The sequence below is a fragment of the Roseibium album genome (genome assembly GCF_001404515.1).
Taxonomy (GTDB): Bacteria; Pseudomonadota; Alphaproteobacteria; order Rhizobiales; family Stappiaceae; genus Roseibium; species Roseibium album.
Genome location: NZ_CXWE01000007.1, coordinates 198,534 through 221,675, shown reverse-complemented (window position 1 = coordinate 221,675; position 23,142 = coordinate 198,534). Strand labels below are relative to the sequence as shown.

Genomic DNA, 23,142 nt, shown 5'->3' with positions numbered 1-23,142 from the left:
CCTCCAGTGACTCTCATCAGACGCTTTCCTGCAGGTTGGCATATGTCAGCCCGGCGATGACACCGCGCAGTTCCGCAAGTCCCTTCAGCCTGCCGATCGCGGGATAGCCGGGTTGTGCCCGGCGAGACAGATCATCGAGAATGTCCTGTCCATGATCAGGTCGGAAGGGAATGGAATTGTCTTCGCGCCCTTCCGAAGTCCGGCGTTTTTCCTCATCAAGGACCGCTGCAATCAAGGCGGGCATATCGACACTTCCCGCCAGATGTTCCGCCTCGTGAAACGAACCGATTGTTTCGTCATGTTCCAGAGCAACGTTGCGCAGGTGCAGGAAATGTACGTGAGCGCCAAGCCGGCGCATGATGCCGGGAAGATCGTTGTCTCCACGCGCACCAAGTGAACCCGAGCAGAGTGTTATTCCATTTGCCGGCAAATCAACTGCCGCAACGAGCCGTGCGTAGTCGGCCTCGGTCGACATGATGCGCGGCAGACCCATAAGACTGAACGGCGGATCGTCCGGATGGCAGCAGAGTCTCAATCCCAGAGATTGCGCATGCGGGACGACCTGTTCCAGGAAGTCCGACTGGTGCCGACAGAGGGCGGAATGATCATAGGGTTTGTAGGCCTCAAGGTGGCCGCGAATATCTTCCAGCGTCAATTCGTCGTTTCCACCCGGCAAGCCGCAGATGATATTGCGCACGAGCGCTTGCTTGGCACCATCATCTGCATCCATGAAACGTTGCCGCGCCACCTCGATCACCTCGGCAGGGAAACTGTCTTCCGCGCCAGGGCGCTTCAACAGGTATAGATCGAACATGGCAAAATCGATCAGGTCGAAACGCATGCAGGTGGCCTTGGTCGGCACGGCGTAGGCAAGATCCGTCCGTGTCCAGTCAAGGAGCGGCATGAAATTGTAACAGACGGTTCGAATGCCCGCTTCTGCGAGATGAGTGAGGCTGGTCTTGTAGGCTTCGACATGATCCCGCCAGGGTCCGGTCTGTCGTTTGATGTCTTCCGATACCGGCAGGCTTTCCACCACTTCCCACTCCAGGGATACAGGCAAATGCGCACCCTGTTCACGGATCAGGGCCTGGCGCGCGGCGATTTCCCCGGGCGTCCAGACATCTCCCACCGCAACATGGTGCAAAGAGGTGACCACGCCGCCTGCCCCCGCCTGGGCGACGTCGTCCAGTGAAACCTGATCCGCCGGACCGAACCATCTCCATGTCTCGCGCAACCCTGCTCCCTCCTGTAGCCTTGAATAAGTATGTGACTCATTTTTTGAATGCTTCACCGCCACTTGTCAAATTTTTGTTGACTAGTATGGCAGTATGGTAGATAACGACGCTGGGAGGACTTCTCGTGTTGAACGAAGTCGTAATCGATACGTGGCTTGACGATACCGTTGCGATCGCACCGCAAGTGCGTCGCATCATGCGTGAGCGCATCGTCAAGAATGACCTCCCGCCGGGCAGCAAGCTGTCCGAGGCAGAGATCGCCAAGAGCTATGGCATCAGCCGGCAACCGGTCCGCGAAGCTTTCATCAAACTGGCCGAGGAGGGGCTTCTCCTGATCCGGCCACAACGCAGCACACTTGTCACCAAGATCGACTACCCGACCGTCCTGCAATCGCGGTTCGTTCGGGAAGCGGTCGAGGCCGACATCGTGCGGTTGCTCGCACAGGATCCGCAGCCGGCGCTGGTTCAGGAATTGCGGTCGCAATTACGGAACCAGGCCAAGATCGGCAAGACGTCCTCCGCGGACTTCATCAATGAAGACGAGATATTCCACCGCACCCTTGCAGAGGCTGCCGGAAAGGACGTTGCGTGGCAATTCGTGGAAGGGCTGAAGAGCCAGATGGACCGGGTCAGGTTCCTGAGCTTCGAACTCTTTCCAATCGCCACGCTGATCAAACAGCACACGGCCATTGTCGATCAGATCGAAGCAGGCAACCCGGACACAGCCTCCCGGGCGATGCGTGAACATCTGAACGAGATCCTCAAAACTCTGCCCCAGATCATTCAGAGAAATCAGATCTATTTTGATCGCTGCGAGGATCTGGCGACTGATGGATCACCATTCAACAGGGAGTGACGGAACATGGCATTCAGATTTAGGACTTTCCTCGCGGCATGCGTCGTATCGCAGTTCGCTGCAGGGGCTGCAATGGCGCAGGAAACGACATTGAAGTTGGGTCACCTGGCAAACGAGCAGAATGCCTGGCACAAGGCAGCGGTCAAATTCGGTGAAGAGCTTTCGACACTGACCGATGGGCGGATCGCAGTCGAGGTCTATCCGAACGAGTCGCTCGGCAAGGAAATCGACCTGATCAATGGCATGCAGCTTGGCACGGTCGACATGACAATCACCGGCGAAAGCCTGCAGAACTGGGCTCCGATGGCAGCGCTTCTCGCAGTCCCATACGCTTATGCGTCGACCGAGCACATGGACGAAATCGCCTCCGGCGATATCGGCGACCAGATCAAGGCACAAATTGTCGAAAAAGCGCAGATCAGGCCAATTGCCTATTTCGCGCGCGGACCACGCAATCTCACGTCAAACCGGGCCATCCCGTCTCCGGATCAGCTTGAGAGCCTGAAGATGCGCGTTCCCAATGTGCCACTCTTCGTTGACGTTTGGAAAGCACTTGGGGCCGCGCCGACACCCATGGCCTTTTCGGAAGTGTTCACAAGCTTGCAGAACGGCACCATCGGGGCTCAGGAAAACCCGCTTGCCCTGATCCGTTCGGCGAATTTCAACGAGGTCCAGTCACATGTGAACCTGACCCAGCACGTCAGATCCTGGATCTACCTGACGATTGCTGAATCGACCTGGCAAAACCTCAGCCCCGAAGACCAGGCAAGCGTTCTTGAAGCGGCGAAACGCGCCCAGGCTTTTGAACGAGGCCTTCTTGAGGCCAGTCTCGCAGAAGACCGTGCCTATCTGGAAGACAAGGGAATGACCTTTGTCGAGGTCGATGGAGCAGCCTATGCAGCAGCGGCGAAGGACGCAGTTCTGGCGAACGTAAACGACGAGGTCAAACCGATCGTGGAAGATCTCTTCAACAGTCAGAAGTAGTCCCTCCCCAACTTGCCTGCCGCCGGGATTACCTGGCGGCGGGTCTTTATCCAGGTCAATTCATGAAGGTCATTCTCAAAGTCCATCGAAGCCTCGAGCTTCTCTGCCGTATCGGGGTTTTTGTTGCCTTCATGGTTCTGATCCTGGCGGTGCTCACCCAGGTGCTGGGGCGAACGATCGGCGACTCTCCCGTCTGGACAGAAGAACTTACCCGGTTTGCGCTGATCTACATGACGGCACTTGGTGTCGGGTTGGGTCTGATGAGCGGAGACCTGGTGAATGTCGACATCGTCTGCGACACCCTCCCCGATCCCTGGCCGCGTATTCTTCGCCTGGTCGCCTCTCTGGCAACGGCGTTTCTTGCGGCCATCTTGCTGCCCGGTGCCTGGAAATACGTGCAAATCGGGTTACTCCAGAAATCTCCGGCAATGGGCCTACAGATGTCCTTTATCCATTTCAGCGTCTTTCTTCTTTTTCTTCTCCTGCTTGCCTTTGCAATGGTTCGAGCCGTTCTGACGCTGTTGTCGGCTGATGAAGCTGACATGAAACGGGAGACCTGAGCGTGGAGGTCTTTGTTCTGTTTGCCGTTTTCGTGGGATCGCTCGTGATCGGCATCCCCGTTGCCATTGCTCTCGGCCTTTCGTCCCTAAGCTATCTGCTGGTCTCCGGCATTCCGCTGGTCGTCATCCCGCAAAAGGTCTACGCGGGGATCGATGTCTTTGTCCTTCTGAGCATTCCGGGATTCATTCTGGCCGGAAACCTGATGAACAATGGCGGCATCACCGAGCGCATCATCCGGTTTGCGAATGCTCTGGTCGGCTGGGTCCGGGGTGGACTCGGCCTGACCAATATCGGCGCCTCCATGCTCTTCGGCGGCATCACCGGAACGGCCGTCGCGGATGCTGCCTCCATAGGTGGCGTCATGATACCGGGCATGAAAAAAGCCGGTTATCCGGCCGACTTTTCCGCAGCCGTCACCGCCGCCTCCTCCACGGTCGGCCCGATCATTCCACCGAGTGTCCCGATGATCATCGTCGGCGCGCTCAGCGGCATTTCTGTTGGCCAGATGTTCATGGCAGGCGCCGTTCCGGGTCTTTTGATGGGTCTTGCGATGATGATCACCTGCTACGTGATCGCACGCCGGAAAAACTTTCCCCGCGAACCCTGGCGCGGCGCAAGCGAACTCGTGCGCGCCCTGGGAAGCGCTTTCTGGGCGATCGCCATGACCGGCATCATCATCTACGGGCTTCTGAGCGGCATCGCCACACCCACCGAAACCGCAGTTGTCGCCAGTGTTTACGCCTTCATTGTCGGAGCGTTCGTCTACCGCGAACTGCCGCTGAAGAAAGTGCCGAAGATCATCGTGGACAGCGCCGTATCGGCAGCCTCGATCCTGGCTCTTGTCGGACTGGCGAATGTTTTCGGCTGGATCCTCGTCTCGGAACGGATACCTCAGGCGATCGCCAGCGCCGTGTTGACGATTACCGACAATCCCATTCTCGTTATCCTGATCATCAACCTGCTTCTGCTCTTTGTCGGCATGTTCATGGAAACGATCGCCGCGTTGATCATCCTCTTCGTGCCCCTGCTTTCTCTCGCGCAGGCAGTTGGTATTGAACCCCTGCATTTTGCTACATTCGCGGTGCTCAACCTGATGATCGGACTGACGACACCACCGGTCGGAGTTTGCCTGTTTGTCTGTGCCGGCATCGCCCGGCTGCCGCTGACACCGGTGGTCAAGGCAATCCTTCCCTTCCTTTTGAGCAATATCATCGTTCTCTTGCTGGTGTCGTTCATCCCGGCCCTGGCAACCTGGTTGCCGAACCTCATCTTCCAATAGGATCCACCATGATGTCTCGCGCCTGTGTCCTGCATGGAATCCGTGACCTGAGGCTTGAAAAGCATCCTGAACCGCAATTGGGACCTGGAGAAATAAAGGTCGACATTCTTGCCGGTGGTATCTGCGGCTCAGACCTGCACTACTACCATGATGGCGGCTTCGGCCCTGTGCGTGTGAAAGAGCCTATCGCCATGGGCCATGAGGCGGCTGGTCGTGTCGTTGCGGTCGGTGAAGGTGCCGGTGCGGTTCAACATGGCGACCTTGTTGCCATCAATCCAAGCCAACCATGCGGGAGCTGCAAGTTCTGCAAGGCCGGTGAAGAGGTTCATTGCCTTGAAATGCGGTTCATGGGATCGGCCTACCGACTTCCGCACGAACAAGGCCTCTTTCGCGAACGGGTTGTCGTTCCTGCGCGCCAGGCATTCCGTTACCGGAACAAGGTTTCGGCCCGCAAGGCCGCCTGCGCAGAACCTCTGGCAGTTTGCCTGCATGCCCGCGCGCAGGCGCCCGACCTCAAGGGTCAACGGGTTCTTGTAACAGGAGCGGGACCGATCGGCGCGTTGTGCGTTGCCGCGGCGAAAGACGCAGATGCCTCCGAAATTGCCGTCACGGATTTGCAGGCAATGCCACTTGCCGTGGCAAGACAAATGGGTGCGAACGAAACCATTGACCTGAGCACTGATCCTGATGGCCTTGCTCCATACAAGACCGACAAGGGACAGTTCGACGTCGCGTTTGAATGTTCAGCGTCGGCGGCTGCGATCAAGGACGCTCTGCTCAGCCTGCGGCCGCGGGGAACGCTCGTAACCGTCGGAGTTGCGGGAGACACGCCCATGCCGCTCAACCTGATTGTCAGCAAGGAGATAACGGTCAAGGGAACACACCGGTTTCACGCGGAATTCGCGGCTGCAGTCAAGGCAATCGATGAGGGAACAATTGACGTTGGACCGATCATCAGCCCTTCCTACCCGCTTGAACAGGCGGCCGAAGCATTTGACCATGCCGGTGACAGGGCGCGTGCCATGAAGGTCCATATCGTGTTCAATGGATACAGCGCGGATTAGGTCGCTAAACCTGCCGCTGCTCGCAGGTCCGGGCGGCTCCAGATTGCCACATACCCGGCACATTCTCTCCGGTGTGCTTCCCGAACGTGTTTGCAGGGAACTGTCAGCCGGTGGTGGTTTTCCGTTGCCTCAAGGAGACGCCGCTCACCTCAATCTGTTGCGGCAGATCCGGATCCACCAGTCGCTGCATCAGAAGGTTCAGCGTAATATCGCAAAGATCCTTGCGGCTTTGAACGATCGTGGTCAGGTCATATGACTTCCAGGATGCCTGGACTATGTCGTCGTAGCCAATCACCTGCATATCTTCCGGCACCCTGATGCCGTGTTCATGGCGCAACCCGTCGAGGACGCCCAGTGCAAGATAGTCGGCTGTACAGAAGACTCCGTCGATTTCGCTCTTCACGCGGTTGACGTAAGCGGATGCTGCCAGACCACCGTCATAGGATTGAGCTCCCCAGGCGATGCGAACCACCGGGAAGCCTGCATCATTGGCTGCCTGTTCGAACGCGAGCGCCCGACCGTTCACAGAGTAAGACGACCGCTCCGGTGTCACGACAGCGAGCTTCCGGCAACCGCACGAGATGAGATGATCGAATGCCAACCGTCCACCAGCCTCGAAGTCGGTCACCACGCGATCGACCGGGGCACCCGGATCACGCTTGTTGACCACGACAAGCGGCACGCCGTTTTCAAGGCATTCGCGGCAGATTTCTTCAGGTGGCGTGTCGGACGTCACGATGACACCGGCAACGCTGTATTGAAGCAGAGAGCCGATAAGATCGGCGACGTCGGTCGACGGGTCTCCCCTTAGAAGAATGGGGCGCAGTCCCATTTCCAGAAGGCCTTGCGACAAGAGATCGATCTGCTCCCCCCTGAAGGGGTTGTCCAGATCCGCGGCGACCACACCGACCAGATCGGATTTCTGCTTGTGCAACGAGCGCGCAAGAACATTGACCCGATAGCCGAGTTCTGTCGCGGCCCTGGTCACTTTTTCTCGTGTTTCCTCAGAGACGCTGGCACCGTCGGTGAAGGTTCGCGACACGGCGGAACGTGAAACGCCGGCGAGCCGGGCAACATCGAAGGAATTGACCTGTTTCTTCGAACTCCCTCGATCAGCCATCGCTTGTTCCGTCCTTTTCCGATTGAATGAACATCTTCCGGACAAGAAACGGCTCATTCACGTTGAGAAGATCCGGTTGAAGCTGAGCAAGCTCCGAGAGGACGTTAAGGTCGTCACCCATATAGGCAAGCATTACCTTGCGCCCGGCAGCCCGAACCGCTGCAACATCCCCAGGGTTCGCGTTCCGGGCATTGAATTCGACGATATCGGCGTCATAAGCCGACAGGCAGTCCTCCAGCGTCTCATAATCCTCCGGCCGAACCATGAGGCGTGCGTTCGGGTAGGCTTTGCGGATTTGCATCATTCGGCTCTGATCGAACGACCAGAAGAAAACCTGTTCGTGCGACAGCTTGCCGAGAACCTCCCCGGCCGTCTTCATGGCGTCAGCCTGCTTGATCTCGACATAGAGTTTCCGGTTGCCTTTCGCAGCAAGCAACACGAACTCCGAAAGCGTGGGTAGTCGTATTCCCTTGAAAAAGGCATCGAACCAATTGCCGGCATCCAGCTTTTGCAGCTCACGCAGGTTGCGGCCTGCCAGTGGCCCCGTCCCGGTCGTCGTGCGCTCGAGGGTTTCATCGTGGTGGAGGACCAGTTGCCCGTCGGCCGTTTCGCGTACATCAATCTCCACATAGTCGAAGCCGCCATCCCAGGCTGTCCTGGCACTGGCACCCGTGTTTTCAGGGGCAATCCTGCAAGCCCCCCGGTGGCAAACGATTTCAGGAACATGCAAAGGACCGGATGAGTAAGGACGGACCATTTCCGGCTTGTCGGAACAAATACCAAGTATGGGCATCTGAACCAGCTCGGCCAGCACATCTGCTCGTTCTTCATGCCAGGTCACGACAGGCAGCCCGAGCGAATTTGCTTTCCGGAAGAATGTATCGTCAAGAAGCCTGTCCGGCCTGTCGCTCGCATGCTCCCAGCACGGGTGAACAAGCTCTGCCCCGCATGCGCTGGCAATTGCGAACGGATCACGGCCGGGACCGACGAGGATCGAGACCGGATACGGACAACCGCCTGCGATCAATTCAGCGCAGTATTCTGGTGTGTTGGCACCGACAATGACCCGTTCGATCCGGTTTTCAACGAGGTTTTCGATCGCCAGGGAAGCGGCATGACCCTCTTTTGCATCCAGATAAATTCCCGCGCCCAGTTCCGCGGCCAACCTGGCCACCTGGGAAAACGCGGGGGCCTGGCGTCCCGCAAGGGCCGTCATTTCAAAGAGCTCTTCCGCGCTCACATCACAAAGCAATCTGTCAACGCCGCATGTCTTTCTCAGATCCTCGTCGTGGAACGCGACCGGTACGCCATCCTTTGTCAGGCGGACGTCGACTTCCCACATGTCTGCACCAAGCTCATGTGCAACCCTGAAAGCACGCATCGTGTTGTCAAAGGCATGGGCGCTGGCTCCGCGATGCGCGATCACCAGAGGCCCGTCGCAGCGGTCTCGAACCCAGGTCTTTCCAGGCAGAAAGGATGTCATCGGAGACCCTTCAAAGCCTGTTGCCGGCAGCATCGAAGGCCAGAATCCGGTCTCCGGCGATCCCCCAGTTCACGTTGTCCCCCAATTTGAAACTGCCACCTTGCGACTGGATCGACCGCAGCACCGAGCCGTTTTCCAGCGTAACGTCATAAAGCTCTTCGCGGCCTTGCGTTTCCACGAAGCTGATCCTGCCTTTGATCTTTAGATCATTATCGGGCTGGAAAAATTCCGGCCGAATTCCAAAACGGACCGCAGCGCCGTGATCCGGCAGGTTGATTGCGGCAGGAACGGGAAGCGTAACTTCGGAATTGGCCAGGCGCATTCCCCCCTCCGCTGCAACACCTTCCAGAAAGGCAATCGGTGGATTGCCAAGGAAACCAGCGACAAAATCCGAAGAAGGATCCTCATACATCTCCTTGGGAGACGATAGCTGCATGATTTTCCCCTGGTCCATGATCGCGATCCGGTCGCACATGGACATCGCCTCGACCTGGTCATGCGTGACAAGCACGGCCGTGATCCCCGTCTGTTGCTGGATACGGCGGATTTCGGACCGCATTTCAAGACGCAGCTTTGCATCCAGATTGGCAAGCGGCTCATCCAGCAGGAGAATGTCGGGCTCGCGCACCAGAGCACGCGCAAGAGCGACGCGCTGCTGCTGGCCTCCGGACAGCTCGGCAGGCTTGCGGTGGAGCAGTTCGCCAATATGAACGAGATCCGCAATATCCTTGACCTTCCGTTCAATGTCTGCCCGGGTATCCCTTCGCACCTTCAGCGGAAATGCGATGTTGTCGAAGACATTCATGTGCGGGTAAAGTGCGTAATTCTGAAACACGACGCCGACATTGCGCTGTTGTGAGGATATCCGGGTGACATCGCGCTCGCCAAACAAGAGCCGCCCCGAATTCATCCGGTGGATGCCGCAGATTGCAAAGAGCGTTGTCGACTTGCCGCAACCGGACGGACCAAGCAACGCCAGCATTTCCCCGCTATTGATCTCCAGGGACATGTCTTTGATCACGGTCGTGGTCCCGAATGCCTTGGTGAAATTTTCGATCGAGATACGCATCAGCCCTTCGTGCCTCCGCCATAGATGTTCATGAGTTTGTTCTGGAAAACCAGATAGATGATGATGACCGGCAGCGCGTAGAAAAGGCCGACAGCCTTGAAGAGATTGAAGTCCGCCTGCGTTCCACCATCGAGAAGCATGGTTGCCAGATACGTGGACAGCACCTGCGCATCGTTACCGGGTGCAAGCACCATCGGCAGGATGAACTCGGACCAGCCCGACAGAAACGAGAAAATCAAGATGGCCATCAGGCCTGGCTGAACCTGAGGCAGGATCAGTTTCCACCACACGGTGAACCGGCTCGCCCCATCCTGGACGCCGGCCATTTCGATCTCCCAGGGAACAGTGTCGTAGAAGCCCTTCATTACCCAGATGCCGAATGGCAATTCCAGCGCCGCCTTGACCACGATGACGCCGATCAGAGTGTTGTAGAGACCAAGCAACTGCAGGATCAGGAATATCGCGATGATCAGCGTGACGGTCGGAAAGGCGTGGAGCACGATCAAACCGCCGAGAAAAAACCCGCGCGCCGGGAACGCCAGACGTGACAGGGCATAACCGGCAGTAACCGAAATCGCGGTAACGGCAAGAGAGGTGAACAGGGCGAAATTGAAGGTGTTCAGCGTCACGCCCCAGATGCCCCAGCTGCCGTTGTCGAGATCGGTCCAGAGGAAACGGAAATGGTGCAGGGTGACACCGCTCGGAACCATGGTTCCGGGAACCTTTGTCGTAAACGCATCCACCAGCAGGAAGGTAAGCATGATCAGGAGCGGAGCGGAGAAGACAAAGAGCACCAGAAGAACTGGCCAGTTTCGGAAGTTCTGCCTCATGACTTTATCCCTCGATCCGCGGTTTTATGAGCAAGTTGCGGAAATTGAACAGCCGCAGATAGGCGAGGCTCGCCAGCAGCCCGATGACGACCAGGAGCAGGGCATAGGTCGCACCCAGCCCGTATTGCAGGTTGCCGCCGTAGTTGTTGAGGGCCGTATGAAACGCTGCCAGGGCCCATACCTCCGTGGCACCGCCCGGTCCCCCGTCAGTTGCAAGGTAGATGTATTCAAACGACGTCAGCAGCGACATGGTCTGATAGGACGTGATGAAAAGGATCGGCCAGCGGAGCTGCGGTAGAATGATGTGCCAGATCTGCTGCAGCCGATTGGCACCATCGACTTCCGAGGCGTAGAGCATGGAGGACGGGATCGCCCGGATGGCGGAGGAAAACACGATCATCCCCATCGAAGCACCGACAAATCCGTTGATCAGGACTATTGTCGTCCAGGCGTGGAACTCGGTGTCCAGCATCCAGTTCTTTGGCGCAACGCCGAAGCCGGACAGCACCGTGGAGATGAACCCTGTGTCCCAGGTGAACCAGCGCCACATCACGATGTAAAGCACCGGCGGAAGTATGCGCGGAAGAAACCAGATCGCCCGGAAAGTGGACGCTTGCCCCGCCGGCAAATAGAATGTTGCAATTGCCAGGAACAATCCGAAAAGCACGTTGAACGACAGGGTGAACACCACATAGATCCCGGTGTTCTTGGCGTATTGCCACGTGGATTCCAGTGAAAACAGGAAGCCGAAATTTTCTGCTGTCCAGACCCAACCGGTATAGGCGACCTTCGTGATCAATGGACGGTCGGCTTCCGGGATCTTTGCTTCCTCAAGTGCCGCTTCAAATGCGGGCAAGGTTGGGAAGCGCTCGTTCATCATGGATCGCTTGAACAGTTCGGCGGCGGCCTTGCGGTCCCGCGTTTTCCGGATCGGGTTTGAGCGTAGACCTTTCAGCGCGCGTTCGACGTCGCGTCGCTTGGCAAAGACCTCGCCGGTGTGCAATTTGCCAAATTCATCCGCAATCGGCTGACCAAAATCCGCAGCCAAGGCTTCCAGTCCCCTGGCATCCACCCGGTAACCGGCGCCTTCGATCTGATCCAGTGTCTTTGCAGGAAGCCCTGCATCCGCGAGCGCCCGCAATCCGCTGGCGTTGAGGACGTACTCGCCGCCCTTCACACCCGTTGCAGTGCTCATGTTGGTGAACGCAAAAAAGCCTGTCAGTACCACCGGCACCATGAAAAACAACAGGACGACGATGAGTGCAGGAGACAGAAAGGCCAAACCCAGCCAGCTCGAGCGTTGCATAAGATGCTCCCGTTTGAGGCCGGACAGGGCGGCAGCCGCCCCGTCCGCTTGCTGATTAGGTTATGGGCTTAGCGGACGATCAATTCGTCGCCGAGAGTGGCTTTCATTTGAACTTCAACCTCGGCAACCGCTTCGGCCGGAGTTTTTGTGCCGGTCCAGGCCGCTTCAAGTCCCTTGAACAATGCCTCCGAATACGCTCCGTAGTTGACGTGGTTCGGTTGAGAGTTCGCGTGGGCAAGCAGGCGATCAGTCGCTTCGTCAGCCCAGCGGTTGTTCGAATAGAGCTCGATGTTGGACTGCTGTCTTGAAATACCAAGGTGATTGGACTTGATCGCGTGCAGCGTATTGAGGCGCGGCTCGGAAGCAATCTTCACGAGATTGGCCGCAATTTCCTCTGCCTCGTCATCCGCATTGTCGGTGATGAGATAGACCAACGGGTGCGTAATTGTGTTGGCGCGACCATTTTCAGTGCCGGCCGGGATCAAGGAAAACTCGATCGTATTCCAGAAATCCTCGTTGCCTTCCTGGGCATAGCGTCCATAGTGCCACGTGCCGCCGTGCCAGATAGCGGCCTTGCCATTGGCGACCTCGTTGTACCATTGGCCCCAATCGGTTCCGAGATGGTTCTTCCGGGTGATTCCGGCATCAACGGCATCAACGAAAAACTGGTAGAATTCTTCCATCGCTTTCTTGTCGAGGACCAGCTTGCCGCTATCCGGATCAAGGAGCTCCCCGCCGAAAGACTGATAGAATTGCGCGTAGTCGGGACCGTTGGAAACGCGTGGGTAAAAGCCGTAGCCTTCCTCCACGACGCCCATGTCAACCGCCTTCTTGGCGTCTTCGAGAACGTTCTGCAGCGTGTATTCGCCAGCTTCAACCCTGGCCGGAATTGCAGCAATGTCTTCGTCGCTGTAGCCGATCTTTTTCAAGGTGTCTTTCCAGAAGAAAAACGGACGACTTTCCGCATCCTGCGGCAGGCCCCACTGCACGTCATCGAATGCGGCGATTTCCATTATGTTGGGATAGATGTCGTTGAGCGGCCAGGCATCGATATCGAGATATTCTTCGACCGGAACGATGTAGCCGGCTTCCGACCAGGGTGCGATATCGAGATGGGAGGTAACGACGATATTCGGCGCAGTACCTGCTTCGGCTGCCAGCGTAACCGCCTGCTTGAATTCCTGCCAGTTACCGAATTGCCCCTTGGATTCAACGGTAATATTCAGGTCTTCGCCGAGGATCGCAGCTTCGCGCTCCAGAATGTCGGCCGCCATTTCAATGGCTTCCCAGCGATACGCATCGCTGTCGTTGGACCCCCCGGCCCATACGGTGATTGTCAGATCTTTTGCGAAGGCTTCGCCGGCAACGGTCGCTGCTGTGAGAGCCAGAACGGCAGCCGCAGTGGACTGGCGCAGTTTGGAAACAAGAGTAGTCATCAATCTCACCTGCTTTCTGTCTTGCGCCGCCTCCCTGAGGAATTCACAGCGCAGGATAGGATCTTTGCACACGTGTGCAAGACGATCAATACCGCCGAGTCATTACGGCTGTATGACACTTTCGAACATTTTGGGATGCCAGGCTTTTGGAGGCCAAAATCAGTGCAGAAGTCACACGACCCCGTGTTCCGGCAATCTCGCTGCCAGCACAGAAACCTGTTCAGCCGGGCCCGGAATGACCTCGGAAGGTCCACTTTACATTTCTTTACAAAAGCGACGAACGGCAGAAACCGAAGCGATCCAATTCTAGATTGCCGGGGGACGCAAAAGACAGTCCGACCGATCGCCGGAAAGCGCTGGTCAGGGTCCGCCCCTGCCTTTTCCGGCGATGGTCAGAGACTTTGCTTCAAAAATTCTTCAACCCACAGGAGCCTTCCATGCTTAACAAACTTGAGAACTCCCGCCTGAGATCAAGCACGGCAAAAGCGGGGCGTGTCGTCGCGGCTTGCGTCATTTGTGCCGGCATTTTGTCGGGAACCGCATTGGCCGTGACCAGCGCTCCTCAAACAGCGGGGTTCGGCAACCTCGTCGCGCCCGGACGTGCCGAACTCCCCAACGTTCAGACTGTGGGCTGGCGCCGAGGTGGAGGTGGTCCGGGCATGCTGCACCGGATGAGCGACGACGACATCAAGGAACGACTGACGCGCGTCGTCCGCCACGTCGCCATCGAGATTGACGCCACGCCGGAGCAGCAGACAGAGATCGTCAGCATCGTGACGCCGGTCGCGCTCGGGATGAAGGAAAACCACCGGGAATTCGCGAGCGTTTCTGAAGACCTGCGCGCACTGTTATTGGCACAGGAAATCGATCGCGTTGCAATCGAGGCGCTGCGCGCTGAAAAACTGGCCGTGGCGGATGAGATCAGCAAGACGTTGACCGCGATGATCGTTGATGTTGCGGCGGTGCTCACACCTGAGCAGAGAGCACAACTCGACGAGCGTATCGAGGAATTCCGTGCTATGGGTCGACGTTTCCGCCATCGCTGAACCTATCTGAGCCTTGCCAAGAATGCCCCAGCAGATTCTCCTGATTGAGGATGACAACCGACTTGCCGAGATGGTCCGGGACTATCTCGGCAAGTCGGGGTTCAAGGTCACGATTGCCGCTGACGGCCAGAAAGGTCTGGACCAGCAAAGACGACAGCAATTCGATGCCATCCTGCTGGATATCATGCTGCCCGACATCGATGGTCTGGAAGTCTGCCGCATGCTGCGGGCGAACGACCGAACCCCGATCCTGATGCTCACGGCGAAAGGTGAGCCGATGGACCGGATAATCGGACTGGAACTCGGCGCGGACGATTACCTGCCAAAGCCGTTCGAACCACGAGAATTGCTTGCCCGCCTGAAAGCGGTGTTGCGCCGCGGCCGCAGTGAAACGGACACCAGAATATTGCGCTTCGGCAGGCTAGAAATTGACTCTTTTGCGATGGAAGCAAGGGTCGACGGCCACGTCTGCAACCTGACTGCACACCAGTTCCAGCTTTTGGAAGTTCTTGCCAGTCGTGCCGGCCGTGTGCTTTCCCGAGACACAATCATGAATGCACTCAAGGGCGAGAACCTTGCAGCCTTCGACCGCTCGATCGACGTGCATGTTTCACGCATTCGCGCGGAAATCGAGGACGACCCCAACAAACCCCGCCGGCTTATCACCGTACGAGGGGCCGGGTATGTCTTCGCCCGGTCGCAGGAATAGGAGCGCGACATGCGTCGCCTTTTCACATCGATCCTGATGCGCCGGCTCTACCTCCAGATCTATGCGACCATCGTTGCAAGTCTTGTGCTGGTGGTGATCCTGTCAGGCATATTGTGGGAGGTTGTGGGCCGGGACCGTCATAACCGGAACATCCTGGACACGGTCAGTCGATTCGTTGCACTGACACTGCCAGCAGCCAACGCAAGTATCGCCGACCAGCGACGCACGATCGAAGGACTTGGCGAGGAACTCGACATCGCCTTGTCGCTGTTCGACAAAAACGGCCAGTTGATCGCTGCATTCGGTGAAGCCGACCTGCCCCCGGAACGACATGCTGGCAAAACCGGCTGGTTCCGGACACGCGGCGGACCTGTTCTTTCGCTGATGCTCCCGGACGGACGCCAGCTGATTGCCGATGCACATGACGGAGCCCCGCTCGGTACACTCTTGAACCTGTTGCTTACGCTGGTTCTTGTCGCCGTCAGCGTGGGGATCGGCGTTTACCCGATTTCCCGCCGTCTGGCGAAACGTCTTGAAACCCTGAGCCGGGGTGTTGAGCGCATCGGCTCCGGAGATCTCCATGCGCGTGTTGACGTGCAGGGTCAGGACGAAGTCGCTCAGCTTGCCCTTAAATTCAACGCGGCCGCTGACAAGATTGAAAAGCTGGTTACAGCGCACCGGCTTCTGCTTGCCAACGCATCGCATGAATTGAGAACGCCGCTCGCGCGTATCAAACTCGGTCTCGAAATGGAGCAGACAGACCAGACAGCGAAACGACGCAGCGCACTCCAGCGGGACATTGCCGAACTTGACGCCCTGATCGACGAGATCCTTGTCATGAGCCGTCTCGACGGAGACACCTCAATGGGCCAGAGCGAACCGGTTGACCTTCTCGCACTGATTGCCGAGGAATGCTCGCGTTTCGATAATTGTTCGTATTCCGGACGTGCGCCCGAAATCGTCGGCGACCCGCGGCTTTTGCATCGCATGCTCGGAAACCTACTGGAAAACGGGTTCAAACACGGTGAACCGCCGGTGACGATCAGCCTCTCCGTAGCCGGCAATACCGTCAAGATCGACGTGAACGACTGCGGCAACGGCATCGCGGAACAAGACAGGGAAAATGTCTTTCAGCCTTTTTTTCGCGCTTCCGACAAGCAGAATGTAGACGGCTACGGTCTTGGTCTGCCCCTTGTGCGCAAGATCGCCGAAGCTCATGGTGGCACAGCCTTCGTTGTCACCGGTCAGGAGGGAGCTTCCATGCTCCGCGTCAGCCTGCCGCTGGTGTCCGGTGCAAATTGACGACCGTCATTGCGCATTCGCCTGTGATTCACATGATCGTTGAGCAGCCCTTGTGAAGCTATCCGCTCTTACAATTGTTGAAGTTCCGTTCTCATCCATCAAGAAAGCTGATTAGGTATGGCCAGGGCCTGAAAATCCAATACCATCCAGGCGGAACAGAACAAAAGGCGATTGCCGATGACCACCGACGACCCGGCGTTTAACAGCGCGGACCCGCTTTGTCAGATGAGTGCTCGCGAGCTTGCCGAGGCCTATCGCCAACAATCCGTTTCTCCCGTCGAGGTCGTCGGGGCATGTCTGGCGAGAGCCGAGGAAATCGATCCCGTCTTCAATGCCTTTTCGTTCATCGATCACGCCAGAGCGCTGGATGCGGCGAAAGCCTCGGAAAACCGCTGGGCAAATGGGGCACCGCTTTCAGAGGTCGACGGCATCCCCGCAACGATCAAGGACATTGTCTGGGTCAGGGATTGGCAGGTGCGGTACGGTAGCTCGGTTACAAGTGACGCTCCTGCAACCGAGGATGCGCCGAGCGTTCAGCTGATGCGAAATGCGGGTGTCATCTTCCTCGGACAGACAACCACACCGGAATTCGGCTGGAAAGCGGTCACCGACAGCAAGGCGTTCGGGATCACCCGAAACCCCCGTAACAAGGATAAGACCGCAGGTGGATCATCGGGAGGCGCGGCCGTCGCGGCGGCACTTGGCGCCGGGGTCTTTCACCTGGGTACCGATGGTGGCGGATCAATCAGAATTCCATCGGCCTTTTGCGGCCTCACAGGGCTGAAACCGACATTCACACGGGTTCCTGCCTATCCGGCCAGTGCTTTCGGGACCGTAGCCCATATAGGACCGATGTGCCGCGACGCGGCAGATGCCTTTGCCATGCTCAAGTCGATGTCGGGCCGGGATCGGCGAGACTGGTACCAGGGGGAAGCGGTACTCGCACCGCTGAAACTGGCGCCGGTGTCGCTCAAGGGACTGCGCATCGGCTACTGGTCGACACCACCGGCAGGCACTCTGGATCCGGAAATCGCGGCGATTGTCGACCGGCAACTGAAATCACTGGAGGCGGAAGGGGCAATCGTCGAGCCTTTCGAATTGCCTGGCAGGAACCTTCTTGACATGTTCCACGTGCACTGGTTTTCCGGTGCTGCCGCGCGTCTTTCCCCTTTTGGTGCCGCGGACCGCGCGAGGATCGATCCGGGTCTGGTGGAGATAGCAGACACCGGTGCCGCGTTCGACGCCCGGCGTCTTGTTGGTGCCCAGGTCGAAAGAGCCGACTTCGGTGCAAGAATGGATCAGGCGCTTGCCGACCATGATTTCATCCTGTCGCCGGCAGTCACAATTCCGGCGTTCGAAGCCGGGCTGGAAGTCCCGTCAGGTTCAGGCCTTGAACGCTGGACGGAATGGGCCAGCTTCAGTTTCCCGATCAATCTGACGCAACAACCCGCGGGCGTTCTTCCATGCGGCAAGACACATGCAGGGTTGCCAGTAGCGCTTCAGGTCATCGGTGCACGCGGGGCGGACGCGCATGTTCTGTCGTTCATCGCAAAACTAGAAGAGACCCTGGATATGTGATCTGCGACAAAACGCCGGACGAGAAAACCAGATTTGCATTTTCTGAACTCAATGACAGTTACTTTGACTGTCCGTGCCTGGACTGAAAGAACCTGCCGCCGGTCGCGTCGCACCGAAAACCGCGAGCAAGGCACCAGCCATGTAGATACTCACTCCCACAAGCGTCGCCCCCGAATAGTCGACCCGTCTTTCCATCAATTGCATCAAAAACACCATTACCGGGCCCAGGGCCGTCATGGCAGCTATCACCGACGCATGCAGGAGCGGGATTGCCCGTTGAACAAGATAGAGGGGAAAGGCAATGACGGCCAATCCGATCAGGACAACCAGGGCTAAATCCGCGGCTACGGTGTGATCTCCCTTGTCGTCCAAACCTGCCGCGAACGCGATCAGGGCAAGACACGTATACAGCAAGAAACGAAATCCGAATTGTGCCAACGGGCCCACGCCATGACCGTTCAGGCGTACGGAAAAAAGAATGACAAAGGCCGTGCAGGTGCCCGAAAGCGCAGACAAGACAACACCAGCCACAGCCATTAGCCAGCCTCCACGCACAAATCCGGAGAAGCCCAAAACCGTTATTGCAGCGAGAAACAAGATCGCCAGGAAAATCAGGATGTTGCCCAGATCAACCGACTTCCGCCTGAAGGACGAGGCCTCCGGCAAACCAATCAGTTTCGCCAGAACCGTACCCATCGGGACCATGCCCGAAAAAATCGTGAATACAATCGCCGGTTCGATAAGCTGAACTGCCAGGAAATAGGTGCACCACGTCACCGCTGCGAACAGATTGAGTGCGAGTACAATTCTCCACGCCCTCAATGACACTGCAAGCTCGTCAGGCCGGAAAATGGCAGTCATCACAGTGCAGCCGACGACAGAAATACCGAACACCCACGCCCCAACCAAAAACGAGTCGACTTTCTGGAAAACCGCCCCGAGGTAAACTGCCTGAAAAGCCTCCAGGGAAACGAAGACGAGACAATACATAAGTCCAATCCTTGCAGTGGACGACATTTGCAACTCCGGCTGTTCGATGGATCAGCTATGCAGGCACGGTATGTGACCGGCTACGTGCTTCGTATTTGAAATCATGGATAGATATTGTAAAAAAGCGATATTTCCGCGTTTTTGCATGAGCCTAGGTTATGAAAAATTTGCGCCACTCGCTCCCGCCGCTTTCCCGCCTTAAACCTTTTGAAGCTGCTGTGCGGCTTGAAAGTTTTTCACGCGCTGCAGACGAACTCGGCATGACCCAAACAGCGGTCAGCAAGCAAATTGCCCAACTCGAACAAGAGCTGGGAACGACTCTTTTCGAGCGCCGGAACAGAGCGGTCTTTGTTACGAATGAAGGACACAGGCTTGGCCAGGTCGTGAGCCGCGCACTCACTGATATCGCCGAGGAAATGGCACTGCTAAGAGGCGTCGGACGGTCAGAGGAGCTGGTTCTGCACTGCCAGTTATGCGAGGCCTTTTACTGGCTGATGCCACGGCTTGCACGTTTTCATGAGCGCCATCCGGGGATTGAACTGAGAGTTGTCAGCTCACTCAATCCGATTACCGAGGCAAATGAACATTTCGATGTGGCCGTCCAAACAACCGGTCGGCCGTCCGGCACTGCGAGACTGGCATTTACGGCATCGGACGACATATTTCCGGTGTGTGCACCCAAGCTCTTGAAGGCGCAGAAACGGATATTGAAACCCCGGGAACTCGCTGCCTATCCGCTGCTGTCACATCGGGTCATTCCCCAGGACTGGATGGACTGGTCAGGCTGGTTCGAAGCCGTTGAAGCGAAGGAGCCCAAACGCTCGCGTCATGTTCAGTTCGACAGCTACCCGGTTGCCCTTCAGGCAGCCGTTGCGGGCCAGGGTGTCGCGCTCGGCTGGCGCCGAACGACGCAGACGATGATTGAAGAAAACAAACTCATCAGACCCTGCAAGGAATTTGTGACCCGGCCCGCTGAAATCTCGGTTTATCGCGGACCAACCCGTGCATCCCATTCCGACACCGGCAAGCTGCTTTCATGGCTTTCGGACGAGCTATCATAAGTGAACATCGAGTGCGCAAACCGGTGCGCCGAGGCCAGGGACACGCGATGGAACCGGCATCACGCATAGGAGCAGGACTTTGACGTCGACAGATTTGCCTTCACGAGTGCCTCCGCGAACGTGACCGCGCAGGCGACACCGTCAACTACCGGAACACCGAATTCCCGAGACAGTTGCGTCATCAGATCGCTCATGCCGGCGCACCCCAGGACAATGGCTTCCGCCCGGTCCTGCTCGATGGCACATTTGACTTCCGCCCGGATCTTGTCGAGCGTGCCGGGGTCCATTTCCTCAAGCTTCAGGACCGGAACGTCGGTCGCACGCACCCTGACGCACCTCCGGTCCAACCCGTACCGCATCAGGTTGGCTTCCAGGCCCGGCAAAGACCTGGACATGGTGGTGATGACGCTGAACTTCGGACTGATCATGGCCGCCGCGTGATAGGCCGCCTCGCCGACGCCGATCACCGGCGCGGTGGTGAGACAGCGGACCGCGTCCACGCCGGTGTCGTCGAAGCAGGCAACGACAATCGCGTCGACATCCGGGTGCCGAGCGACCTCGGCCAACAGACCGGGCACACAGGTGGACACATCCAGAAAGCCCTGGATGCTCGGAGGCCCATCTTTCGAACTGGTTGCAATGATCTCTGTTTCGGGATGAACGGCAGCGCGCGCCACCGCTTCAATCTTTCGGGTCATCGATTGTGTCGTGTTTGGATTGACCACAAGAATTTTCATGGCAGCATCACACTTCCCCGCCGAGATAGGCGGCCTTGATCCGAGGATCAGTTAACAGCTCTTTGGAGTTTCCGGAGATAACGACGTTACCCGTCGTGAGCGCATATGCCCTGTTCGAGATCGACAATGCCATGCGAGAATTCTGTTCAACAAGCAGAACCGAAACGCCTTCGTCACGATTGATTGCGACGATGGAACGGGCGATATCCTGAACGAGTTTCGGTGCGATACCCAAGGATGGTTCATCGAGGAGCAAGAGACGCGGTTTTGCCATCAGCGCCCGTCCGATCACCATCATCTGCTGTTCGCCGCCGGAAAGTGTTCCGGCGCTTTGCGCATATCGCTCCTTTAGCCGAGGGAATCGTTCAAGCACCGAATCGAGCGTATCCCGGATACCGGACCTGTCGGTGCGCGTGAAGGCGCCCATCATCAGGTTGTCCTTGACCGACATGAGGGGAAACACACGCCGGCCTTCGGGTACCATGGCGATCCCCCTGGCAACGATATCGGCGGCGTTGGTTCCGTCAATCTGTTCCCCTTCAAAGGAAATCGATCCGGACCTGATCCTAGACAACCCGGTGATCGCACGCAGGATTGAGCTTTTTCCGGCGCCGTTGGAACCGATCAACGCGACGGTCTCGCCCTGTTCCAGGTCGATCGATACGCCCTTGAGCGCATAAACGTGATCGTAGTAAAGCTCGACATTTGCGAAATCCAACATCTTGGCCATGGCTCAGATTCCGATCTCGTCATCGGCGCTGCCCAGATAGGCTTCGATGACCTTTTGATTGTTCTGGATTTCCGTTGGAGTCCCTTCGGCGATCATTTCGCCGAAATTCAGCACTATGATCCGATCGGAAATGCTCATCACGGCAGGCATGTCATGTTCGACAAGTAAAACCGTCACACCACGGTCATCGCGCACCTTGCGCACCAGTTGAACCATTCGCATGGTTTCGTCGTGGTTCATCCCGGCGAAAGGCTCATCCAGCAGCAAAACCTTGGGGTCAGTCGCAAGACCGATCGCAAGACCAAGCGCGCGCAGGTTGCCTTGCGGAAGGTTGGACGCCAGTTCGTTGCGGATCGCGGAGATGCCGAGAAAGTCAATCAGGTCATCCGCATAACGGCCGAAACTCTCCACGTCCTCGCGAGCGGACTTCGTGCCCCAGAAGTATCCGGCAAGAGAGGCCTTCGCGCGCAGGTGCTGTGCGACCACAATGCTCTCGCGCACCGTCATCGACTTGAAAATGGTTGTTTCCTGGAACGTACGCACGACACCCATCCTGGCGACGGTATGAGGCTTCAGGTTGGAGATGCGCTCGCCCCTGTACAGGACCTCGCCGGACGATGTGGGAAGGAATGACGAGATCATCTTGAACAAGGTGCTCTTGCCCGCCCCGTTCGGGCCAATGACGGACAGGATCTCGTTTTCGTTCACACTGAAAGATATATTGTTGTTGGCCGTCAGGCCGCCGAACTTCCTGGTCACGTGGCGAACTTCGAGAAGATTGCTCATCTGCCTGCAACTCCCTTGCCGCGTATCCTGAGGCTCAGCAGGCCATTAGGCAGGAAGAGCATCAGGATGATCAGCAATCCGGAATAGACAAGCAGCTGATACCGCCCGAGCTCGAAAAGAAGATCCCAGCCGAAATAAAGAACAAGCGTTCCCAGCATCGGGCCGAACACATAGCCCAGGCCGCCCAGGAAACAGTTCAGCATGAAATTCACGCTGTCGGTGACCTGAAAACTGGAGGGATAGACCGATTGTGCGATCGATCCGAACATCGCCCCGCCTATACCGCCAAGGAAGGAGGAAATCGCAAACACAATGACGCGAATATAGGCGATGTTGACGCCGATCGAGCTGGCCAGTTCCTCGTTTTGCTGCATCGAGCGGCACAGATGGCCGAGCCGTGAATTCACCAACCGGTACATTGCGGCAAAGGTCAGCACCATCAGTGCGCAGGATGTGTAGTAGAAAGCGAGGCGCGGATTTTCCAGACCCGCAAAATCCGGAATAACCGTCAGTCCAAATACCGAGATCTCCCCCGGCAAGGGAATGGACGTGATCCCTTTTGCGCCATTGGTGACCGGCAGTGCGAGGGCCGTGAGTGTAACGACCTGGGTCAGGACAAGCGTGATCATCGCGAAATAGACACCGCGCAGCCTTAGGATCGGCACTCCGATCAAAACCGATACTAAGGCGGCAAACAATCCTGCCAGAGGCAATGATAGCCAGAATGAAATGCCGGCCTTCGTGACCAGAATTGCAGACACGTAAGCCCCGATCAGGGCGAACGCACCCTGACCGATATTGATGCGGCCGATGTAGAAAGTCAGCCAGACACCGGCACTCGCAATCGACAGCAGGGCAACCGATGTCAGGGTGTAGTAAAAGTCGGTTCTTCCCGAAGCCGCGATATAGGCCGGGACAAGAACAAAGACGGCGATCAGAAACACCAAAAGGCCCGTCCACTGGATCATTGACAGTCTTGG

22 protein-coding genes are annotated in these 23,142 nt (G+C 57.4%); 10 read left to right on the top strand and 12 right to left on the bottom strand.

Annotated elements, in window-relative coordinates; all coding sequences use genetic code 11:
• Nucleotides 1–16: 16 nt before the first annotated feature.
• Nucleotides 17–1,234 carry a mannonate dehydratase gene (gene uxuA / locus LA5095_RS23475; protein ID WP_055119412.1) on the bottom strand — a complete coding sequence of 406 codons (1,218 nt, stop codon included), beginning with the start codon at nt 1,232–1,234 and terminating at the stop codon, nt 17–19.
• Nucleotides 1,235–1,362: 128 nt separating this feature from the next.
• On the opposite strand from uxuA, the gene LA5095_RS23470 reads away from it, so the two are divergent.
• The 5 genes from LA5095_RS23470 (at nt 1,363) to LA5095_RS23450 (ending at nt 5,979) form a co-directional block, all read left to right on the top strand.
• The gene (locus LA5095_RS23470; RefSeq protein ID WP_055119791.1) at nt 1,363–2,091 is read left to right on the top strand and encodes a GntR family transcriptional regulator; all 729 of its coding nucleotides are present in this window, start codon (nt 1,363–1,365) and stop codon (nt 2,089–2,091) included.
• A gap of 6 nt (nt 2,092–2,097) precedes the next feature.
• Nucleotides 2,098–3,075, top strand: a complete 978-nt coding sequence (locus LA5095_RS23465; protein WP_055119410.1) for a TRAP transporter substrate-binding protein — start codon at nt 2,098–2,100, stop codon at nt 3,073–3,075.
• A 62-nt stretch (nt 3,076–3,137) separates the two neighbouring features.
• On the top strand, nt 3,138–3,635 hold the full coding sequence (locus tag LA5095_RS23460) for a TRAP transporter small permease (RefSeq protein ID WP_108873330.1): 498 nt from the start codon (nt 3,138–3,140) through the stop codon (nt 3,633–3,635).
• Nucleotides 3,636–3,637: 2 nt separating this feature from the next.
• Nucleotides 3,638–4,915 carry a TRAP transporter large permease gene (locus LA5095_RS23455; protein ID WP_055119408.1) on the top strand — a complete coding sequence of 426 codons (1,278 nt, stop codon included), beginning with the start codon at nt 3,638–3,640 and terminating at the stop codon, nt 4,913–4,915.
• 8 nt (nt 4,916–4,923) lie between these two features.
• Complete coding sequence (locus LA5095_RS23450) at nt 4,924–5,979, top strand: L-idonate 5-dehydrogenase (protein ID WP_055119406.1); 1,056 nt, start codon at nt 4,924–4,926, stop codon at nt 5,977–5,979.
• Between the two features lie 103 nt (nt 5,980–6,082).
• Here the strand turns inward: LA5095_RS23450 and LA5095_RS23445 are convergent, their stop codons facing one another.
• The 6 genes from LA5095_RS23445 to LA5095_RS23420 form a co-directional block, all read right to left on the bottom strand.
• Nucleotides 6,083–7,099, bottom strand: a complete 1,017-nt coding sequence (locus tag LA5095_RS23445; RefSeq protein ID WP_055119404.1) for a LacI family DNA-binding transcriptional regulator — start codon at nt 7,097–7,099, stop codon at nt 6,083–6,085.
• Complete coding sequence (locus tag LA5095_RS23440; RefSeq protein WP_158510429.1) at nt 7,092–8,582, bottom strand: glycerophosphodiester phosphodiesterase; 1,491 nt, start codon at nt 8,580–8,582, stop codon at nt 7,092–7,094. The genes LA5095_RS23445 and LA5095_RS23440 overlap by 8 nt, the downstream gene beginning before the upstream one ends.
• Before the next feature lie 10 nt (nt 8,583–8,592).
• Complete coding sequence (locus tag LA5095_RS23435; protein WP_055119400.1) at nt 8,593–9,651, bottom strand: ABC transporter ATP-binding protein; 1,059 nt, start codon at nt 9,649–9,651, stop codon at nt 8,593–8,595.
• A complete protein-coding gene (locus tag LA5095_RS23430) occupies nt 9,651–10,481 on the bottom strand; it encodes a carbohydrate ABC transporter permease (protein ID WP_055119397.1) in 831 nt (276 codons plus the stop codon). Before LA5095_RS23430 ends, LA5095_RS23435 begins: the two co-directional genes overlap by 1 nt.
• Nucleotides 10,482–10,485: 4 nt before the next feature.
• Nucleotides 10,486–11,787, bottom strand: coding sequence for a carbohydrate ABC transporter permease (locus LA5095_RS23425; protein ID WP_055119395.1), 1,302 nt, complete (start codon nt 11,785–11,787; stop codon nt 10,486–10,488).
• Nucleotides 11,788–11,855: 68 nt separating this feature from the next.
• Nucleotides 11,856–13,223, bottom strand: coding sequence for an ABC transporter substrate-binding protein (locus tag LA5095_RS23420; RefSeq protein WP_055119781.1), 1,368 nt, complete (start codon nt 13,221–13,223; stop codon nt 11,856–11,858).
• Between the two features lie 437 nt (nt 13,224–13,660).
• Here LA5095_RS23420 and LA5095_RS23415 point away from each other — a divergent pair, with 437 nt between their 5' ends.
• The 4 genes from LA5095_RS23415 to LA5095_RS23400 all read left to right on the top strand — a co-directional run bounded on the left by LA5095_RS23415 (nt 13,661) and on the right by LA5095_RS23400 (nt 17,858).
• Nucleotides 13,661–14,269: a Spy/CpxP family protein refolding chaperone gene (locus tag LA5095_RS23415; RefSeq protein WP_055119393.1), complete on the top strand. Its 609-nt coding sequence runs from the start codon at nt 13,661–13,663 to the stop codon at nt 14,267–14,269.
• Between the two features lie 22 nt (nt 14,270–14,291).
• Nucleotides 14,292–14,978 (top strand): response regulator, encoded by a 687-nt coding sequence (locus LA5095_RS23410; RefSeq protein WP_055119391.1) that lies wholly within the window; start codon nt 14,292–14,294, stop codon nt 14,976–14,978.
• Nucleotides 14,979–14,987: 9 nt separating this feature from the next.
• Nucleotides 14,988–16,280 carry a sensor histidine kinase gene (locus LA5095_RS23405; protein ID WP_055119389.1) on the top strand — a complete coding sequence of 431 codons (1,293 nt, stop codon included), beginning with the start codon at nt 14,988–14,990 and terminating at the stop codon, nt 16,278–16,280.
• A gap of 177 nt (nt 16,281–16,457) precedes the next feature.
• Complete coding sequence (locus tag LA5095_RS23400) at nt 16,458–17,858, top strand: amidase (RefSeq protein ID WP_055119387.1); 1,401 nt, start codon at nt 16,458–16,460, stop codon at nt 17,856–17,858.
• 48 nt (nt 17,859–17,906) lie between these two features.
• On the opposite strand, the gene LA5095_RS23395 is transcribed toward LA5095_RS23400, so the two are convergent.
• On the bottom strand, nt 17,907–18,875 hold the full coding sequence (locus LA5095_RS23395) for a DMT family transporter (RefSeq protein WP_144436118.1): 969 nt from the start codon (nt 18,873–18,875) through the stop codon (nt 17,907–17,909).
• 131 nt (nt 18,876–19,006) lie between these two features.
• Here LA5095_RS23395 and LA5095_RS23390 point away from each other — a divergent pair, with 131 nt between their 5' ends.
• Entirely contained in the window at nt 19,007–19,909 is a 903-nt protein-coding gene (locus LA5095_RS23390) for a LysR substrate-binding domain-containing protein (RefSeq protein WP_055119383.1), read from the top strand.
• A 59-nt stretch (nt 19,910–19,968) separates the two neighbouring features.
• Here the strand turns inward: LA5095_RS23390 and LA5095_RS23385 are convergent, their stop codons facing one another.
• Genes LA5095_RS23385 through LA5095_RS23370 form a run of 4 tightly spaced genes read right to left on the bottom strand, consistent with a single transcriptional unit; the run spans nt 19,969 to nt 23,130 of the window.
• Nucleotides 19,969–20,646 carry an aspartate/glutamate racemase family protein gene (locus tag LA5095_RS23385; protein WP_055119381.1) on the bottom strand — a complete coding sequence of 226 codons (678 nt, stop codon included), beginning with the start codon at nt 20,644–20,646 and terminating at the stop codon, nt 19,969–19,971.
• Nucleotides 20,647–20,653: 7 nt separating this feature from the next.
• Complete coding sequence (locus LA5095_RS23380) at nt 20,654–21,376, bottom strand: ABC transporter ATP-binding protein (protein ID WP_055119379.1); 723 nt, start codon at nt 21,374–21,376, stop codon at nt 20,654–20,656.
• A 3-nt stretch (nt 21,377–21,379) separates the two neighbouring features.
• A complete protein-coding gene (locus tag LA5095_RS23375) occupies nt 21,380–22,162 on the bottom strand; it encodes an ABC transporter ATP-binding protein (RefSeq protein ID WP_029064278.1) in 783 nt (260 codons plus the stop codon).
• Nucleotides 22,159–23,130: a branched-chain amino acid ABC transporter permease gene (locus LA5095_RS23370; RefSeq protein WP_055119779.1), complete on the bottom strand. Its 972-nt coding sequence runs from the start codon at nt 23,128–23,130 to the stop codon at nt 22,159–22,161. The genes LA5095_RS23375 and LA5095_RS23370 overlap by 4 nt, the downstream gene beginning before the upstream one ends.
• Nucleotides 23,131–23,142: the final 12 nt, after the last annotated feature.

Coding starts and splice junctions, on each gene's coding strand:
- LA5095_RS23465 (WP_055119410.1), top strand. CDS start 2,098: ATGGCATTCAGATTTAGGACTTTCCTCGCGGCATGCGTCGTATCGCAG.
- LA5095_RS23415 (WP_055119393.1), top strand. CDS start 13,661: ATGCTTAACAAACTTGAGAACTCCCGCCTGAGATCAAGCACGGCAAAA.
- LA5095_RS23395 (WP_144436118.1), bottom strand. CDS start 18,875: ATGTCGTCCACTGCAAGGATTGGACTTATGTATTGTCTCGTCTTCGTT.
- LA5095_RS23400 (WP_055119387.1), top strand. CDS start 16,458: ATGACCACCGACGACCCGGCGTTTAACAGCGCGGACCCGCTTTGTCAG.
- LA5095_RS23425 (WP_055119395.1), bottom strand. CDS start 11,787: ATGCAACGCTCGAGCTGGCTGGGTTTGGCCTTTCTGTCTCCTGCACTC.
- LA5095_RS23420 (WP_055119781.1), bottom strand. CDS start 13,223: ATGACTACTCTTGTTTCCAAACTGCGCCAGTCCACTGCGGCTGCCGTT.
- LA5095_RS23440 (WP_158510429.1), bottom strand. CDS start 8,582: ATGACATCCTTTCTGCCTGGAAAGACCTGGGTTCGAGACCGCTGCGAC.
- LA5095_RS23385 (WP_055119381.1), bottom strand. CDS start 20,646: ATGAAAATTCTTGTGGTCAATCCAAACACGACACAATCGATGACCCGA.
- LA5095_RS23460 (WP_108873330.1), top strand. CDS start 3,138: ATGAAGGTCATTCTCAAAGTCCATCGAAGCCTCGAGCTTCTCTGCCGT.
- LA5095_RS23390 (WP_055119383.1), top strand. CDS start 19,007: ATGAAAAATTTGCGCCACTCGCTCCCGCCGCTTTCCCGCCTTAAACCT.
- LA5095_RS23380 (WP_055119379.1), bottom strand. CDS start 21,376: ATGGCCAAGATGTTGGATTTCGCAAATGTCGAGCTTTACTACGATCAC.
- LA5095_RS23435 (WP_055119400.1), bottom strand. CDS start 9,651: ATGCGTATCTCGATCGAAAATTTCACCAAGGCATTCGGGACCACGACC.
- LA5095_RS23370 (WP_055119779.1), bottom strand. CDS start 23,130: ATGATCCAGTGGACGGGCCTTTTGGTGTTTCTGATCGCCGTCTTTGTT.
- LA5095_RS23445 (WP_055119404.1), bottom strand. CDS start 7,099: ATGGCTGATCGAGGGAGTTCGAAGAAACAGGTCAATTCCTTCGATGTT.
- LA5095_RS23430 (WP_055119397.1), bottom strand. CDS start 10,481: ATGAGGCAGAACTTCCGAAACTGGCCAGTTCTTCTGGTGCTCTTTGTC.
- LA5095_RS23405 (WP_055119389.1), top strand. CDS start 14,988: ATGCGTCGCCTTTTCACATCGATCCTGATGCGCCGGCTCTACCTCCAG.
- LA5095_RS23450 (WP_055119406.1), top strand. CDS start 4,924: ATGATGTCTCGCGCCTGTGTCCTGCATGGAATCCGTGACCTGAGGCTT.
- LA5095_RS23410 (WP_055119391.1), top strand. CDS start 14,292: ATGCCCCAGCAGATTCTCCTGATTGAGGATGACAACCGACTTGCCGAG.
- LA5095_RS23375 (WP_029064278.1), bottom strand. CDS start 22,162: ATGAGCAATCTTCTCGAAGTTCGCCACGTGACCAGGAAGTTCGGCGGC.